The sequence below is a fragment of the Rhizorhabdus sp. P4_G5 genome, from assembly GCF_056401065.1.
In genome coordinates this window covers 290,550-308,549 of the sequence record NZ_JBFUKB010000002.1, presented here as the reverse complement: position 1 = coordinate 308,549, position 18,000 = coordinate 290,550, and the positions used below count along the sequence as shown (strand labels likewise).

Sequence of the window (18,000 nt, the reverse complement as noted above, 5' to 3'; positions counted from 1 at the left end):
ATTAACATTGCGTTAATCAGGGAGACGCGGGGGGGAGCCGTTTCGGCGTCGTCACAGTTGATGTCGCGAAAATCCGCCGATCTTTGGACGCCGGGCTTCCTCGAATGATTCGCTAGAGGCGAAGTCGGGAGCGGAGCCATTGCAGTGATCGGGCCGCCATGTCGCGGCATCAGCCGGTCATCTGACAACATCTTTGCAGCTGACTGCGCCTTTTTCCGGTGCGGGGGCGTGCCGTTGTGATTGTTGGGGGAGTTGCATGACAGATTTCGTGGGAACGTCGGGCGCGGACTCGCTCGTGGGAACGGCTGGTGACGATCGATTTGTCGGCGGTGGCGGCAACGATACGATCCAGGGCAACGACGGCAACGATGTCATCGTCCTCGACACGGCGATCACCGGCGGCACGTTCAACGGCGGCAACGGTTACGATACGCTCGAACTCCACAGCCAGGCTGGCGCGCCCAATGGACTCTTTGGTCCTGCTACGACCTGGGCGGGCTTCGGCGTCAACGGGATCGAACGGATCGACTTTCAGTCGGCGGCCGGAACGGCGGTTATAGCGGGTGTAACGAGCCATTTCGTCAATGGAGCTACGACGCTCAATTTTGCCGTACCCACCGACCTCATCGGGGGGGCGGGGGTCGACAACCTGCTTCTGATCGCCGTCAACGGCATGGGCTCGGACGGCAATCTCGTGATCCCGACCGTCACTGTATCGAACTGGACGACCGCGACGCGGGGCTATCTGGCCGGCGATGTCGTCTCGCTGATCGGGGTCAGCAACGCGACCGGCGGCGGCGCGTTCAACTATGTGCTGACAGCCTCAGAAACCAATGCGGCCAATGGTTTGCGGCAGGCGCTCTATGCAGGGACCGGCAACGACACCCTGAACGGCTCATCCGGCGCGGACATTTTGGGCGGCGGCGCCGGCACCGATGTCCTGCACGGCAATGGCGGCAATGACGTGTTGTCGATCTCCAACACAACGGTCAACGGCGTCACCTCGACGAATAGCGGCGCGGGATCCCTGTTCGACGGCGGCAACGGCACCGACTTTCTGTCGGTCGGTGGCAGCGTCAATTTCCAGGGCACCGTCCAGTCGATCGAAGGCATCTATCTCCAGCCCGGCTTCACCAACAATGCACCCGGGACCATCACGCAGTCCGCGGCCCAGCTGTCGATCGGCAGCGCGACGATCGGAGCGATGGGGCCGGGCCTAGAGCTCGACGGCACGGGCGGCATCATCGTCACTCTGCAGCCGGGCGACAGCTTCGATGGCGCGCACTATATTTTCGATGCGGGTTCGGACGTCCGGTTCACCATCAATGGCAGTACTGGCGGCGACAGCATCTCGGCTACGATCGCCGACGATCTGATCTCGGGCGGCGACGGCAACGACTATATCAACGGCGACGACGGCAACGACACGTTGAGCGGCGGCAACGGCGACGACGCCCTCACTGGCGAAGACGGCGATGACGTGCTGACCGGCGGCGGCGGCAATGACGTCTTCGCTACGGATGGCGATGGCGCCAAGATCATCACCGATTTCACCGTCGGCGAGGACAAGATCGACCTGTCCGATAGCATCATCGACAGCTTCGCGACATTGCAGCCCTATCTGTCGTCGAGCGGCGGCAACGCGGTTATCGCGGGCGGGGACACCAGCTTCACGCTGCAGGGCGTCTCCCTCGCAAGTCTCGACGCGAACAGCTTCATCTTCGCGACTCCGAAGAACCTGACCGGCACCGAAGGCAACGACACCATCGAGGGTAGCGGGCTCAACGACAGCCTGAGTGGACTTGGCGGCAACGACAACCTCTATGGCGAGGAGGGCAACGACACGCTGAACGGCGGCAATGGCGACGACTTCATCGGTGCCGGTGAGGGTGACGACCTGGTCGACGGCGGCAACGGCAACGACCAGATACTCTATGGCGATGTTGAATCCGGCGTTTCGGTCGATCTCCGTATCACCGGGCAGCAGAACACCGGCGGCGGCGGGCTCGACACGATCACCAATGTCGAGGGCATCGGTGGTTCGGATTATGCCGACACGCTGACCGGAACGGCGGGCAACAACACGCTGAACGGCGCGGACGGCGACGACGTGCTGTATGGCAAGGGCGGCACCGACGCGCTGATCGGCGGGGCGGGCAACGACATCATCGTGCTCGATATCCAGCAGACCAATGGCTTCTATGACGGCGGCACGGGCTATGACACGCTCGAGCTGCACAATATCGCGGGCGCCACCGCGGGCGGCAACGGGATCATCGGTTCAGCGTACAACACGCCTCCGCTGCTGAACATCGAGGCGATCGATTTCCAGTCCGCCGCCGGGACCGGAATATCGATGGCGCTCACCTATCATTTCGTGAACGCTGGCACCGGCGTCACCAACGCCGTTCCGGGCGCGCTCCACGGCGGCAGTGGCATCGATTCGCTCGTTCTGGTCGCCACGGGCGGCATGGGGACGGACACGAATCTCGTGCTGCCGACCTTAAGCTTTTCCAACTGGACGACCGCGTCGAAGCCTTATGTCCCGACCGCGAGCGACGTGGTCCTCCTGAACGCGCAGGGCAATTTCAACTACACGCTGACCGCGTCGGAGGCCAACGCGGCCAGCGGCGTCATCCAGGTGCTGAGCGGCAACATCGGCAATGACACGCTCAACGGGTCGTCTGGGATCGACCGGCTGAATGGCGGCACCGGCACGAACGTGCTGCACGGCAATGGCGGCAACGACGTGCTGCAGATCGGCAACACCATCACCAACGGCGTGGAGACGACCTTCACCGGGACCGGCAGCCTGTTCGATGGCGGCAATGGCACCGATTTCCTGTCGATTGGCGGAACGGTCAACTTCCAGGGAACGCTGCAGTCGGTCGAAGGCATCTATCTCCAGCCGGCTGTCCCGCTTGCTGCTGGCGCCAATCCCGTCACCACCGCCTATCAGGGACCGGCTTCAATTACGATATCGAGCGCGACGGTCTCCGCGCTTCCGGCCAACCTTGAGCTCGACGGCACCGGCACCATCACGGTCAACCTCACCAACGCTTCGGGCGACAGCTTCAATGGCGCGAATTATATCTTCGATGCGGGTTCGGACGTCCGATTCGTGATCAATGGCAGCACCGGGGCCGACAGCATCTCGGCGACGATCTCGAACGATCTGATCTCGGGCGGCGACGGTAACGACTATATCAACGGTGACGACGGCAACGATACGCTGAGCGGCGGCAACGGCAACGACACCGTCGCCGGAGAAGACGGCGATGACGTGCTGACTGGCGGCGCCGGCAACGACATCTTCGTGGCGGACGGCGACGGTGCCAAGGCCATCACCGACTTTACCGTGGGCCAGGACAGGATCGACCTGTCGGATTCCACCATCGACAGCCTCGCGACATTGCAGCCCTATATGTCCGAAAGCGGCGGCAACACGATCATCGCGGGTGGGGACACCAGCTTCACGCTGCAGGGCGTCTCCCTCGCCAGTCTCGATGCGAACAGCTTCATCTTCGCGACGCCGAAGAACCTGACCGGCACCGAAGGCAACGACACCATCGAGGGCAGCGGGCTCAACGACAGCCTGAGCGGATTGGGTGGCAACGACAACATTTTCGGCGAAGAAGGCAACGACACGATCAACGGCGGCAATGGCGACGATTTCATCGGCGCCGGGATTGGCAACGACTTGATCGACGGCGGCGCGGGCAATGACCAGGTTGGCTACCTCGATGTCGATGACATGGGGGTCTCGGTCGACCTCCGCATCACGACGCAGCAGAACACCGGCGGCGGCGGGCTCGACACGATCACCAATGTCGAGGGAGTCGGCGGATCGGACAATGCCGACACACTGACGGGAACGGCGGGCAACAACACGCTGATCGGCAATGGCGGCGATGATGTGCTGTACGGCAAGGGCGGCACCGACGCGCTGATCGGCGGAGCAGGCAACGACATCATCGTGCTCGACACACCGATCGCCGGCGGTACCTTCGACGGTGGCAACGGCACCGACATGATCGAAGCTCATTCGATCAGCGGCGCTGGCAGCAACCTTTTCGGCCCGACCACGAGCTATGGCGGCTTCGGCCTCAACAGCATCGAGAAGGTCGATTTCCAGTCCGATGCCGGAACGGCCGTCAGCGTCATCGCGACTCAGCATTTCGTGAGCGGCCCCAATACACTGAACTTCGCCGTGCCGACCATTCTCGACGGTGGCGCCGGCTACGACACTTTCCTGACCGTCGCAGTCAACGGCATGGGTTCGGATACCAGCATCGTGATGCCGGTCTACACAGTGTCCAACTGGACGAATCCGACACGGGCCTATCTGCCGGGCGACAGGGTCGGGCTCGTTGGCGCGGGCAATTTCAACTATGTATTGAACGCCTCGGCAACCAATGCGACGAATGGTCTGTCGCAGTGGCTGATCGGGTCGGGCGGAAACGACACGCTCAACGGTTCGTCGGGAATGGACCTCCTTTCCACCGGCGGCGGCACCGATGAACTGCACGGCAATGGTGGCAACGATGCCCTTCTTCTGACCAATACGATCGTCAACGGCGTCGAAGCCACGCTAACCGGGGCTGGGACCCTGTTCGATGGCGGCAATGGCACTGATTTCCTGGCGATCGGCGGAAGTGTGAATTTCCAGGGTACGGTGCAGTCGATCGAAGGCATCTATCTCCAGCCCGCCTACACCAACAATGCGGCGGGCGCCGTCAGCCAGCCGGCCACGCAGCTCACGATCGGCAGCGCCACAATCGGCGCGATGGGACCGAACCTCGAACTGGACGGTACCGGCACCATCATCGTCAATCTTGCCAATGCCTCCGGCGATAACTTCAACGGGTCGGGCTATGTCTTCGACCCGGGCTCGAATGTTCAATTCGCCATCAACGGCACGGCCGGCGGCGATACCGTCAGCGGCACGAGCAGCAACGACACGATCAGCGGCGGCAACGGCAACGACCTGATCTTCGGCGGTGACGGTAATGACGTGCTGACCGGCGGTGCAGGGAACGATATCTTCGTGGTGGACGGGGATGGCGCCAAGGTCATCACCGACTTCACGGTGGGCCAGGACAAGATCGACCTGTCGAACACCAATGTAGACAGTTTCGCGACGCTGCAGGCCTACTTGTCGTCGAGCGGCGGCAACACGATCATCGCGGGTGGCGACACCAGCTTCACCTTGCAAGGGGTTTCGCTGGCGAGCCTCGATGCGAACAGCTTCATATTCCCGACGCCTGTGAACCTGACCGGAACCGGGGGCAACGACCTTCTCAATGGCGGGACGCTGAACGACAGCCTCAGCGGGCTCGGCGGCAATGACACACTCAATGGCGACGAAGGCAACGACACGCTCGATGGTGGCGCCGGGACAGATGTGCTCCACGGCGGAGACGACGACGACATACTGATCGTCGCCAACACGCCGTCCGGCAACGAGGTCTTCGATGGCGGCGTCGGCACCGACACGCTGCTCATTGAGGCATCGGCGGGCACGCACGGCAATGGCCCAGCGGGCAGCACCGACACGGTTGCGCTGTTCGGCACCACCCTGTCGTCGATCGAACAGGTCCAGTTCGACTCCGATCCCGGATCGAGGCTGATCGCGCTGGCGCTCAGCGCGCAGGTCGGCGCGGGGATATCGAGCACGGCCACCCTGCAGGGCGGTGCAGGGAACGATTCGCTTCTCCTTCTGGCCGTTGCTCCCGGCACCTACACCCTGTCACCCTTCGTGCGCGACGCGAGTTGGAACAGCTCCAACGATGTTTTCAATCCCGGCGATACGGTTGGATTGATCGTTGGTGCTGCCGGCAACTACACGCTCAACGCCGCGACTGGCCATGCCGGTGTCGAGGTGCTGCTCGGCGGCGTCGGCAACGATACGCTCAACGGCACCAGCGGTAGCGAGATACTGAACGGCGGGGGCGGCGCCAACACCGTCCATGGCGGCGGCGGCAACGATCTGATCGTGATCTCCAACGTCACGCCGTTCGGCGGTGCGACGACCAGCTTCACCTTCGCGGACAATCTGCTCGATGGCGGCAACGGCGTCGATTATCTGTCGGTAGGCGGCAATGTGAGCTTCGGCGGCCAACTCCAGTCGATCGAAGGAATCGATCTTCAGGCGGCGTACACCGCGACTGGTGCGGGTCAGGCGTCTCAGGCCGATGCCGATCTCGATATCGGCAGCGCGACGATCAACGCGCTGGGGCCGAACCTCATGATCCGAGGCATCGGCGAGATTTCCGTCAACGTGGCGCAGGGCGACAGCTTCAACGGGTCTGGATATGTTTTCGCCGCTGGTGCGGACGTCGGCTTCGAGATCGAGGGCGCAAACAGCAACGACGTGCTCACCGGCACTTCGAGCTATGATGAGATCTCCGGCGGCGCGGGCAACGATACGCTCACCGGCGGCGCTGGAGCCGACACGCTCGATGGCGGCACGGGCACGGATCGCCTGGTCGGTGGCGCGGGCAACGACAGCTACTATGTCAGCACGGCGAACGACGTCATCGTCGAGGCGGCGGGCCAGGGCGCCGATACCGTCTATGCCACGTCGAGCTATACGCTGGCGACCAATGTCGAGGATCTGGTTCTGCTGGGGACGGCCGACACCGACGCGACCGGCAACAGTTCGGCCAACGTCCTCACCGGCAATGACGGCGACAATGTGCTGTCAGGCGGCACGGGGGACGATACTCTGATCGGCGGCGCGGGCAAGGACACGCTCGATGGTGGGAGCGGCGCGGACCAGATGGCCGGCGGGGCCGGCAGCGACACCTATATTGTCGGCAATCCGGGCGACGTCGTTGTGGAGGATGCGGGCGGGGGCCGCGATACGGTCCAGGCTTCGATCGGCTATACTCTGGGCGACAATGTTGAGAATTTAACGCTGACCGGCACATCGAACTTAGGGGTCGGCAATACGCTCGACAATGTCATCACCGGCAACAGCGGTGCCGAGACGCTGTTCGGCCGGGAGGGGAACGACACGCTGGACGGCGGCAATGGTCCAGACACGATGTTCGGAGATGTGGGCGATGACAGTTATGTTGTCGACAACATCGGCGACAATGCGAACGAATATGAGGATCAGGGCCTCGATACTGTCAACGCCTCGATCAGCTACGACATGGCCGAGAATATCGAGAACCTCGTCCTCACCGGCACCAGCGCGATCAACGGCACGGGCAATGCGCTCGACAATGCCATCACCGGCAACAGCGCAGCCAATATTCTGGCCGGCGACGACGGCGCCGACTCGCTCTCGGGAGGCTCAGGGAACGACACGCTCGTCGGCGGCAATGGCAGCGATCGTCTCGACGGTGGCAGCGGCTCGGATCTGATGATCGGCGGCGAGGGTGGCGACACCTACATCGTCACCAGCGCAGGCGACGTCGTCCAGGAGGACGGCGAATGCGGCTGCATCGACGAGGTGGACAGCTCGATCAGCTATACGCTGGGCGCCAATGTCGAGGATCTGGTGCTGACCGGGACCGCCAATCTGAACGGCACGGGCAACGAACTCGACAATTACCTGATCGGCAATAGCGGCACGAACATCCTGTCGGGCCAGGATGGCTCCGACTATCTCTATGGCGATGCCGGCAACGATACCCTCAATGGTGGCGAGGGCGATGACGCGCTCGAGGGCGGATCCGGATCGGACCGGCTGGTCGGCGGTAATGGCAACGATATCTATCTCGGCATCGGGTCGGGCGACGTCGTTGTTGAGGATGCCGACGGGGGACATGACGCGGTCTACTCGACGGTCAGCCAGACGCTGGCTGCCAACGTGGAAGACCTGCTTCTGGTCGGCACCGGCGCCGTCAATGGCACCGGCAACGCCCTCGACAACGTCCTGGTCGGCGGAAGCGGCGCGAATAGTCTGTCCGGCCTTGGCGGCAATGACGTCCTCTTCGGCGACAGCGGGAACGACACGCTGTCCGGCGGAGATGGCGATGATGTCCTCGACGGCGGCGATGGATCGGATCGTATGTCCGGCGGCAACGGCAATGACAGCTATCATGTCTCCAGTTCGGGCGACGCTGTCATAGAGTCGGCGAGCCAGGGCACGGACTCGGTCGTGTCGTCGATCAGCTACACGCTGGGCAGTAACGTCGAGAATCTTGAACTGACCGGGTCCGAAAATCTGAGCGGCACCGGCAATACGCTTGCCAATATTATTCTCGGCAATGACGGCGACAATTCGCTTTCGGGCGACAGCGGCGACGACCGGATAGAGGGCGGCGACGGCAACGACATGATCGATGGCGGCACCGGCGCGGATCTCATGATCGGCGGCCAGGGCGACGATGTCTTCGTCGTGGGTAACCCGGCCGATACTGTCATCGAGCAAAGCGGCGGGGGCAATGACGGCGTCACTTCTTCGATCAGCTACACGCTTACTGCCAATGTCGAGAACCTGACCCTGGCTGGCACCAGCGCTATAAATGGCACTGGTAACGCCGAAGCGAACCAGATCACCGGCAATGACGGCGCCAACATCCTGACAGGTCTCGACGGCGACGATAGCCTGTCGGGCGGCAGCGGCAACGACACGCTCGACGGCGGCAATGGTAACGATGTGCTGGCCGGCGGCACCGGATCCGACCGGATGGTCGGCGGCCAGGGCGATGACAGCTATACGGTGAGCAGCACCGGCGACACCGTCGTCGAGGCGGTGGACGGCGGCACCGACACGGTCAATTCGACCATCACCTATACCCTGGGCAACAATGTCGAGAACCTGACACTGACCGGAACCGGCGCCACTAGCGGTACGGGCAACACGCTCAATAATCATCTCATCGGCAATGAGGGCGACAACCTGCTCAGCGGCAGTTCGGGCAATGACATGCTCGATGGCGGCAACGGCAATGATACGCTCGATGGTGGATCGGGAACCGATCAGATGACCGGCGGGCAGGGCGACGACTCCTATGTCGTGGGCAGCTCGACCGATACCGTTATCGAGCAGGCCGGCCAAGGCACCGACAGCGTCACCTCGACAGTCACCCACACCCTGTCCGACAATGTCGAGAACCTGACCCTTGCCGGCACGAGCGCGATCAACGGCACCGGTAACGGCGATGCCAATGTTATAACCGGCAATGACGGTGCCAATGTGCTGACCGGCCTCGATGGCGACGACAACTTGTCGGGTGGCAGCGGCAACGACACGCTTATGGGCGGCAATGGCAGTGACTCGCTGGCCGGCGGCGCCGGATCGGACCGGATGGAGGGCGGTGCCGGCGACGATGTCTATTCGGTTACCAGCAGCGGCGATGTCGTTGTCGAGGCGGCCGACGAGGGCACCGACACTGTGCGCTCGTCGGTGAGCTATACGCTCGGCGCAAATGTCGAGAATCTGACGCTGACGGGTACCACCGCGATCGACGGCACCGGCAATAGCGCCGCCAATGTGCTGACCGGCAATGATGGCGCCAACCTGCTCGATGGCGGCAGCGGCAACGACACGCTCAGCGGCGGCGCGGGCAACGACACGCTCGACGGCGGCGCTGGCGCTGATGCCATGGCGGGCGGCACCGGCAATGACAGCTATGTCGTCACCAATTCGGCCGACGCCGTGAGCGAGCAGGCGGGAGAGGGCACCGACAGTGTCAGCGCGTCGGTCAACTATACGTTGACCGACAATGTCGAGAACCTGACCTTGACGGGCACGAACGCAATCAACGGCACCGGCAATGGCGACGCAAATGTGGTCACGGGCAACGGCGCGGCAAATGTGCTGACCGGTGCCGGCGGCGCTGACTCGCTGTCTGGTGGTGCCGGCAACGACACCATCGATGGTGGTGCGGGCAGCGATGTGCTGACGGGTGGATCGAACCGTGACACGTTCGTCTTCTCGACGGCGCTCGGCAGTGACAATGTCGACAGCATATCCGACTTCAACAGCGCATCGGATAGCTTCCGCCTGTATCAGTCGATCTTCAATGGGTTGGCGCTCGGCACATTGGCGGCAGGCCAGTTTGCCGTCGGCACCGACGCGGCGACCAGCGACCATCGGATCATCTATGACGCGGGGACAGGTTCGCTGTACTTCGATGCGGATGGCAATGGCGGAGGCGCGGCATCGCAATTTGCGACGCTGACCAACTTGGCCAGCATCTCAGCATCGAATTTCGTGGTGGTGTAAGATCGGGAACGGCAGCCTTAACGCTGCCGCCCATAGGTCGCGGGGGTGCAATCGAACCTTCCGGTGGCGACGGCGAGCATATCGATTCGCTGCTGCGTCCGGTCGCTGAGATAGCGGACCCGCGCCCGTGCCGCGTCGGCGAGCTTGAGCGCTTCGGCGAGGCGCGCCGGTGGATTCGCGGTCTGGGGCCAGCCGCCGGGCACCTTCAGCGCCTCGACGCTCTGACCGAATGCTGCGACGGCGTCTTCTATCGCGTCGATGTCATGACTGTCGAGCGCGGCAATCAGCGCCTCGCTCGACAGGATCAGGCGTTCGACGACGACTTCGCTCACACGGTCTCCCGGGGCAGGTCGAGCGCGATCATCTTCGCGGCGATCGCCTTGGCATCGATCGGATATTTGCCGGCCGCAATCGCTTCACGGATCGCCGCGATCTTGTCGGCGTCGATCGGCGGGCCTTCGCTGGCCAGCGTCGCCACCAGCGACGGAGTTGCCGTGACGCCCTTTGCCGCGGGTGCGGGCTCGGACGCTGCCGGCGGTGCGATCTTGTCGTCCCGGACCTGACCAATGCGGGTCGGGTTGGACGGTCCTACCCCATTGATCATCGCGATTTCCTTCAATTCTGGCCTGTTATCCACGTTCCACCTCTGCCGCTAATAACGACAGGTTTAGAAACTATTTAAATCCGAGAAGTCGGACCCGGCCCACATCTACCACTTCCGCAAAAACTGTCGAACCTTTTGAACTGGTTGCGACGCGTATTCGACTCCCGATATTAGCATCTTCCATTGCCGTGGCATCGACGCTGATCGAGTAGGACGATCCTTGCGCGATGAGCTGGACAGGGTCGCCCTTGCGTATATCCGCGGTGCCGAACGCGCCTGCGCGGTCGCCCGCGGCGCCGCCGTTCGCGGTCGAGACGTTCTGCCGCATCAGCGGCACCCGCAGGCGCCAGCCGGCGGTGGTGCACCGGACGGTGACCGCGCCGGCGGTTGGCGGATCGACCTGGATGCCGATCGGGCAGGCGACGAGTCGCATGCGCCGATCGATAGGCACCATGGGTCCGCCCGGCTGGCCGACGTCGGCGCCGAGCGTGGTCACCACGATCTGTTCGAGTTGGTTGAGGTCCTGCGCTGGCGGCAGCGCCGATTGCGCGTAGGAAGGCGCCGCCGCCAGAAGGGCAGTGATGATGAGCGCGATGCGGTTGATGACAGGGCTTCGGTTCATGTTGCGATCTATACCCGCCAATCCGCAAACAAATGGTTAACGGCGCGGTGACGCTGTTTCGCGGCTATGTAGATCGCTGCCCGGCAAGATCTGGTCGCCTAGCGGCTGGCCGCCGGAAGCTGTTGCACCGAAATGCGCTGGCCCTTTGCGGGATCGCCGGCGCGCATCGGCGGTATGGCAATCTCGATCATCGTATCGGGCAGGCCGCCCATTCTGATGGCGCGGGCGACTGCGGTCGCGCGCGCCGCGGACAACTCCCAGCTGTCGAGTCGCGCCGATTGGCCATCGCGGCCCTGGCTGGAGACGATGACGCGCTGCTTCGCCTTGGCCGCCAGGGCGCCCATCGTGGCGAACCGCCTGGCTTCGCCCGGCTTCAACATCGCTTCGCCGGCCTCGAACATGTTCGCGGCAACCAGTCCCTGCGCCGACGTCCCGGCCGCATCGCCGCTGCCGCCGAACGCGCCCCGCATGCCGGCGGCGAGCTTGAGCCGATCGTTGACCTGCGCCTGCATCATCACGAAGAAGGCGAGCAGCAGCAGGGTAAGGTCGGCGAAGCTCAGGATCCAGCGCTGGGAAATCTGCCGCGTCATGGCACGGTCCGCAATCTGGGCCTGACCACATGAGACAGCATGTCGAGTTCCTGGCGGGCGATCAGTTCGAGCTGCTTGCACGCGGCGTTCTGCCAGGCCAACTCGGTCTCGGACAGGCTCTCCAGGCGACCGGCGATCGGGGCTGCGATGCCGGAAGACAGGATCACGCCATAGAGGGTGGTGAGCATGGCCACCGCCATGCCCGGGCCGATCTTCGATGGGTCGTCCATGTTGGCGAACATCTGCACGAGCCCGATGATCGTGCCGATCATGCCCATTGCTGGCGCCGTTTCGGCGACTGACCGCCACACGCCGGCGACGGCCTGGTGGCGCACGCGCCGGGCCTCGATCTCATCGTCGGCCCAGCGGACGAAATCGCCGGAGGTTCGTGCCTCGGACAGTTCCCGGGCGGCGCGCAACAGGAAACGCTGAGCGGTCTCGATCCGGTCGACGCAACTGATGCTGCGAACTTCGGCCAGTTCGCGGATGCGGCTGACCGATACGCGAGCGGCGGCGGCATCTGCCGCCGGGTCGGCCCTGTTGAGCAACGCCAGTGCCCCGAAGGCGCGCCTGATGTCTGCGCGGGTCGAGCGGAACAGCGTGGTAAGCACGGTTCCTCCGAACACGATGCCGATCGCGGCCGGGTCGACATAGCGGGCAATCTCTTCGAGCAGGAACATCGTTTCCCCAATGCCCATAAATGGTCAAGGCACCGTTGCCGGACATGGCTAACGGACCCGGCAATATCGACCGGCAGAAAATTGCCGCCCCCGGCAGGAAATTGCCGGAACAGCGCCAAATCCCAGAAAATGCAGCGGCACAGACCTCGTTAACCACGTTTGGCACGGCAGTTGCTTGGGAGGGTGGCAAGGCAGCCGTCGAGCCTGTTCGAACATGATTAACGGCCGGCGGCGGCACAGTTTTAGAGGACGAAGCGAAAAATGGCTGATCCGCTTTTCGGGGTACATGGCAAGGCGCTGGAGATCAGATCCCAGCGGCTGGCGATGCTCGCCTCCAACATCGCGAACGCCGCTACGCCCAATTACAAGGCGCGCGACATCGATTTTCAGAAGGCGCTGTCCGACGCCACCGGCAATGGCGGCATGTCCGCCGGCCAGGCCGCGCAGAGCAATGTCGGCTATCGCATCCCGCTTGAGACCTCCGTCGACGGCAACACCGTCGAATTGTCGACCGAGCAGAACCAGTTCGCGGAGAACGCCCTGCAGTACAAGACCACGCTGTCCTTCCTGGAGGGGAGGATCGGGACGGTCATGCAGGCGCTGCGGGGAGAATAGCCATGGCCAACAACCTCTCGGTCTTCGACATCGCCAGCCGCGCGATGTCCGCACAAATGGTGCGCCTCAACACTTCGGCCTCGAACCTGGCCAATGCCGGATCGGTCGCGGGGAGCAAGGCCGAAGCCTTCCGGGCGATCAAGCCGGTCTTCTCGTCGGTCACCGACAGGCCCGGCGTCGCGACCGTCAAGGTCGATCAGGTGGTCGCCTCCAACATCGAACCGACCAAGCGCTACGACCCCAATCATCCCAAGGCCGACAAGGACGGCAATGTCTGGGAAGCGGGCGTCGACCAGGCGCAGGAGCTGGTCGAGATGATGGAGACGGCCCGCCAGTACCAGAACAATGTGCAGGTCATGCAGACCGCTAAGACGCTCACTCTCGACACGCTGAGGCTCGGCAAATGACGATATCCACCGGAAGCAATTATCTCGACACCCTCTCGGGCACGTCGAAGACTGCCGCCACTACGACGAGCAAGACGAACAATGCGCTCGACCAGACCGCCTTCCTGAAGCTGCTCACTACCCAGATGCAGACCCAGGACCCGTTCAACCCGGTCGACAATACCCAGATGGTCGCGCAGATGGCGCAATTCTCGTCGACCACCGGCATCGCCGAGATGAATGCTTCGCTCAAGACGATCTCAGCCGGCATTGCCGCCTCGCGGGTTGGCGATGCGGCGAGCTGGATCGGGAAATCGGCGTTGGTTCAGTCGAAGACCGCCACCGCGCTGGCGGACGGCGCTTTCGCCGGAAACGTCACCTTGCCCGAGGACGCGTCGCGGGTCGACATCAACCTCGTCGATTCGACCGGAAAGGTCGTCTACACCGGCTCGGCCACCGACGTCGCCAAGGGCGACGTGCCTTTCTACTGGAACGGCAAGGATAAGGACGGCGCCGCCGTCGCCGGGCCGCTCACCATCTCGGTCAGTGCGAAAAACACCGCGGCCGAGCAGATCGCCACCACCACCTCGAGCTGGACAACCGTTTCGGGCGTCCAGTCGCCGGCGAGTGGTTCCACCAAGCTCGTCACGCCGCTGGGGAATATCGACCCCGCCGACGCCCTGCAGCTTTCCTGATTATCGGTAACGGAGCTTAACCATGTCCTTTTACACTGCACTTTCCGGCCTCAAGGCTTCGCAGACCGAGCTCGCGGTGATCGCGAACAACGTCGCCAATGTCGGCACCACCGGCTTCAAGAAGAGCTCGGCCGAGTTCGGCGACATCGTTTCCTCGGCACCGCTGCAGAGCGCGACGGTGGCCGGCCAGGGCACCCGCCTGCGCGGCATCGCCCAGCAGTTCACCCAGGGCGGCTTCGAGAACAGCGAACGTTCGCTCGATCTCGCCGTCTCGGGCCAAGGCTTCTTCGTGACGCGTACGTCCACGTCGAACTCGAACGTCGCCTACACCCGCAACGGTTCGTTCCGCGTGGACTCGGAACGCTATGTGGTCGACTCGGGCGGCGCCTATCTTCAGGTGCTGCCGACCGACTCCTCCGGCACCGTGACGGCAACCGGCCTGAACTCGACCCGCTCGCTGCAGCTGCCGCTGACGTCGGGCACGTCGAGCTCGACCCAGTCGGTCGATCTCGCGGTGACCTTCCCCGCGGATGCAGATCTGCCATCGGCCCGGGCCGTGTACACCGCCGCGAATCCCTATGCGTTCGACCGCTTCGATGCGAACAGCTATAACCAGTCGACCACGACGACGGTATATGACGCATCGGGCACCGCCTTCCCGATGACGACCTATTATGTTCGCCAGAACATTCCGGCGGGCGCGGTCACCGACACGACGTGGACCGCCCGGACGTTCATCGGTGACAAGGAGATCAGCTCCGATCCCGCGACGCCGACGCCGGCGACCCCGGTCACGCTGCTGTTCGATCAGTTCGGCACGCTGAGCAAGGTCAACGGCGCGACCCCAGCTGCGCTCACCACCGCACAGGTCAGCCCAACCGGCGCCACCGGCCCGATCGCCTTCTCGCTGACCTATGGCGCCAACACGAAGATGGCGTCCGCCCCGTTCACGCTGACCAGCTTCACCCAGGACGGCTATGCCGCGGGGCAGCTCGACAACGTCTCGGTCGGCGCCGACGGCCTCGTCTCCGCCACCTTCTCGAACGGCGACACCCAGGCGCTCGGCAAGATCGTGCTGGCAACCTTCTCCAACCCGGAGGGCCTGCGCCAGCTCGGTGACAGCAAATGGGGGTCGACCGGCATCTCGGGCGAGCCGCTGATCAGCGAAGCCAATTCGAACGGGACCGGGCTGATCCAGTCGGGCGCGCTCGAGCAGGCGAATGTCGACATCACCGAGGAGCTGGTTGCGCTGATCCAGGCGCAGCGCAACTTCTCCGCCAACGCCAAGGCGATCGAAGCGGCCAACACCATGACCCAGACCATCGTCAACCTGCGGTCCTGATCGTAATCGATAGCGGAGCCCGGCCATGGACAAGCTCATCTACAGCTCCTTATCCGCGATGCGGGCGGCGATGGCGCGTCAGACGACGACGGCCAACAATCTCGCCAACATCAACACTGCGGGTTTCCGTGGCGAGATGAGCTCGAGCACGGCGCTGTACCTCAAGGGCGATGGCTTCGACGCCCGCGCCACCAACTCGGGCGAGGTGGTGTCGGCGGACATGTCGGAGGGCACGGTCAGCGAGACCGGGCGCTCGCTCGATGTTGCCATCCAGGGCAAGGACTCGTTGCTGGCGGTGCAAAGCCGCGAGGGCGACGAGGCTTATACGCGGCGCGGCGACCTCAAGCTGAGCGACAGCGGCCTGCTCACCACGGGGGACGGGCTTCCCGTCCTCGGTGACGGCGGACCGATCACTCTGCCGCCCTATGACAAGCTGACGATCGCGCCGGACGGGACGATCTCGATCGTGCCGCAGGGCGCCGATCCAAGCCAGATCCAGACGGTCGACCGGCTCAAGCTGGTGGCGACCAATGGCACCGACATCGCCAAGGGCCTTGATGGCCTGTTCCGCCCGCGCAACGGCGGCACGCTGGCGCCCGACCCGCAGGCGAACGTCCGCCAGGGCGCGATCGAGGGATCGAACGTGAATGCCTCGGCCACGCTGATCGACATGATCGAGGCGAGCCGGGACTGGGACATGCAGGTCAAGATGATGAGCAGCGCGCAGGATATCGACAAGGCTTCGGCCGACCTGATGCGCTTCGATTAACCGAAGACGGAGTAGCTTAGATGAGCAACGCAGCATTGCACGTCGCGCGGACGGGCCTCGACGCCCAGAATATGCGGATGCAGGTGATCGCCAACAACTTGGCGAACGTCAACACGACTGGCTTCAAGCGTGATCGGGCCAGCTTCGAGACGCTCGCCTATCAGGCGATGACCGCCCCGGGCGCGGCCTCCTCCGAGTCGACCAAGTTCGCGACCGGGACCAGCCTCGGCACCGGCGTGCAGATCAACGGTACCGCCAAGATCGAGACGCAGGGGTCGCTGCAGACGACCGACAACGCGCTGGACATGGCGGTCGAAGGCGCGGGCTATTTCCAGATCCAGATGCCGGATGGCCGCACCGGCTATACGCGCGACGGCAATTTCACGCTCTCGTCGGAGGGCAACATCGTCAACAGCGACGGCTATCAGCTGCAACCGCAGATCCAGATCCCGCAGGGTGCCGACAAGATCACGGTCGGCAATGACGGCACTGTCAGCGTCAGCATGCCGGGAGCAACCGAGTCGACCGAAGTCGGCAAGATCGAGATCGCGCGCTTCGTCAATCCAGCGGGGCTCCAGTCCGAGGGCAATAACATCCTCACCGAAACGGCGTCCTCGGGGCAGCCGCAGACCGGCGCCGGCGGCACCGACGGCCTTGGCAACATCCGCCAGGGCGCGCTCGAATCCTCGAACGTCAACATCGTCGAGGAGCTGGTCGACATGATCGAGACCCAGCGCGCCTATGAAGTGAACAGCAAGATGATCTCGGCCACCGACCAGATGCTGCAATATGCCAACCAGAACATATAGTCCGGACGCAAGCGCGCTGGTGACGCTCGGCCTTTGCGCCGCGTTGCTGATCGGCCTGGGCGCCGAGCCGGTCGACGCCAAGAAGCCGCGCAAGCGCGACATGGAATATGCGCCGAGCTATTCGCAGGAGCCGCTGCCGCCTGTTGCCAACGGGGCGATCTTCCAGGCGGCCAATGGCTATTCCGCGCTGACCAACGGAGCGCGAGCGGCGATGGTGGGCGATATCGTCACGATCACGCTCGTCGAGCGCACCCAGGCATCGAAGTCGAACAGCGCCTCCACCGACCGCTCGGGCGACATCAGCCTGACGCCGCCGACGACGGGCCCGGCCTCCTTCTTCAATCCGACCGACATCGGCGCGAGCGGCGGCAGCACCTTCGCCGGCAAGGGCGGGGCGGCGCAGTCGAACCAGCTCAGCGGCGAGATCAGCGTGACCATCGCGCGAATTTATCCCAACGGCACGATGCTGGTACGCGGCGAAAAGCTGCTCACCCTCAATCGCGGCGATGAAAATATCTCGATCAGCGGCCTGATCCGCCAGGCGGATATTGGCCCCGATAACCGTGTCGCCTCGACCCGCGTCGCCGATGCCAGGATTACCTATTCGGGCAAGGGCGAGATCGCGCGCGGCTCGCGGCAGGGATGGCTTAACCGTTTCTTTTCCATCTTGAGTCCATTCTGATTAAAGATTTCGAGGATAAG

General features: G+C 63.7%; 14 protein-coding genes. 9 read left to right on the top strand and 5 right to left on the bottom strand.

Annotated features, from left to right (window positions below):
• The first annotated feature begins 256 nt into the window (after window positions 1–256).
• A complete protein-coding gene (locus AC1DQK_RS03780) occupies window positions 257–10,186 on the top strand; it encodes a hypothetical protein (protein WP_477867548.1) in 9,930 nt (3,309 codons plus the stop codon).
• 17 nt (window positions 10,187–10,203) lie between these two features.
• On the opposite strand, the gene AC1DQK_RS03775 is transcribed toward AC1DQK_RS03780, so the two are convergent.
• The 5 genes from AC1DQK_RS03775 to AC1DQK_RS03755 form a co-directional block, all read right to left on the bottom strand.
• The gene (locus tag AC1DQK_RS03775; protein ID WP_477867546.1) at window positions 10,204–10,518 is read right to left on the bottom strand and encodes a hypothetical protein; all 315 of its coding nucleotides are present in this window, start codon (window positions 10,516–10,518) and stop codon (window positions 10,204–10,206) included.
• Complete coding sequence (gene flgM / locus AC1DQK_RS03770; RefSeq protein WP_477867544.1) at window positions 10,515–10,790, bottom strand: flagellar biosynthesis anti-sigma factor FlgM; 276 nt, start codon at window positions 10,788–10,790, stop codon at window positions 10,515–10,517. The genes AC1DQK_RS03775 and flgM overlap by 4 nt, the downstream gene beginning before the upstream one ends.
• 70 nt (window positions 10,791–10,860) lie before the next feature.
• Window positions 10,861–11,412, bottom strand: a complete 552-nt coding sequence (locus AC1DQK_RS03765; protein ID WP_477867542.1) for a flagella basal body P-ring formation protein FlgA — start codon at window positions 11,410–11,412, stop codon at window positions 10,861–10,863.
• A gap of 98 nt (window positions 11,413–11,510) precedes the next feature.
• Window positions 11,511–12,002, bottom strand: a complete 492-nt coding sequence (locus AC1DQK_RS03760; RefSeq protein WP_477867540.1) for a flagellar motor protein MotB — start codon at window positions 12,000–12,002, stop codon at window positions 11,511–11,513.
• Entirely contained in the window at window positions 11,999–12,682 is a 684-nt protein-coding gene (locus AC1DQK_RS03755; protein WP_477867538.1) for a motility protein A, read from the bottom strand. Before AC1DQK_RS03755 ends, AC1DQK_RS03760 begins: the two co-directional genes overlap by 4 nt.
• A gap of 20 nt (window positions 12,683–12,702) precedes the next feature.
• Here AC1DQK_RS03755 and AC1DQK_RS03750 point away from each other — a divergent pair, with 20 nt between their 5' ends.
• Genes AC1DQK_RS03750 through AC1DQK_RS03715 form a run of 8 tightly spaced genes read left to right on the top strand, consistent with a single transcriptional unit; the run spans window position 12,703 to window position 17,980 of the window.
• Window positions 12,703–12,900 carry a hypothetical protein gene (locus AC1DQK_RS03750; RefSeq protein WP_477867536.1) on the top strand — a complete coding sequence of 66 codons (198 nt, stop codon included), beginning with the start codon at window positions 12,703–12,705 and terminating at the stop codon, window positions 12,898–12,900.
• 43 nt (window positions 12,901–12,943) lie between these two features.
• On the top strand, window positions 12,944–13,297 hold the full coding sequence (flgB, locus tag AC1DQK_RS03745; protein ID WP_477867534.1) for a flagellar basal body rod protein FlgB: 354 nt from the start codon (window positions 12,944–12,946) through the stop codon (window positions 13,295–13,297).
• Window positions 13,298–13,299: 2 nt separating this feature from the next.
• Window positions 13,300–13,704: a flagellar basal body rod protein FlgC gene (gene flgC, locus AC1DQK_RS03740; protein WP_477867532.1), complete on the top strand. Its 405-nt coding sequence runs from the start codon at window positions 13,300–13,302 to the stop codon at window positions 13,702–13,704.
• Window positions 13,701–14,378, top strand: coding sequence for a flagellar hook assembly protein FlgD (locus AC1DQK_RS03735; protein WP_477867530.1), 678 nt, complete (start codon window positions 13,701–13,703; stop codon window positions 14,376–14,378). The genes flgC and AC1DQK_RS03735 overlap by 4 nt, the downstream gene beginning before the upstream one ends.
• 22 nt (window positions 14,379–14,400) lie before the next feature.
• Window positions 14,401–15,720, top strand: a complete 1,320-nt coding sequence (locus AC1DQK_RS03730; RefSeq protein WP_477867528.1) for a flagellar hook protein FlgE — start codon at window positions 14,401–14,403, stop codon at window positions 15,718–15,720.
• Window positions 15,721–15,745: 25 nt separating this feature from the next.
• Window positions 15,746–16,489, top strand: a complete 744-nt coding sequence (gene flgF / locus AC1DQK_RS03725; RefSeq protein ID WP_477867526.1) for a flagellar basal-body rod protein FlgF — start codon at window positions 15,746–15,748, stop codon at window positions 16,487–16,489.
• A gap of 20 nt (window positions 16,490–16,509) precedes the next feature.
• Complete coding sequence (gene flgG / locus AC1DQK_RS03720; protein WP_477867524.1) at window positions 16,510–17,298, top strand: flagellar basal-body rod protein FlgG; 789 nt, start codon at window positions 16,510–16,512, stop codon at window positions 17,296–17,298.
• Entirely contained in the window at window positions 17,279–17,980 is a 702-nt protein-coding gene (locus AC1DQK_RS03715) for a flagellar basal body L-ring protein FlgH (protein WP_477867523.1), read from the top strand. Before flgG ends, AC1DQK_RS03715 begins: the two co-directional genes overlap by 20 nt.
• The last annotated feature ends 20 nt before the right edge of the window (window positions 17,981–18,000 follow it).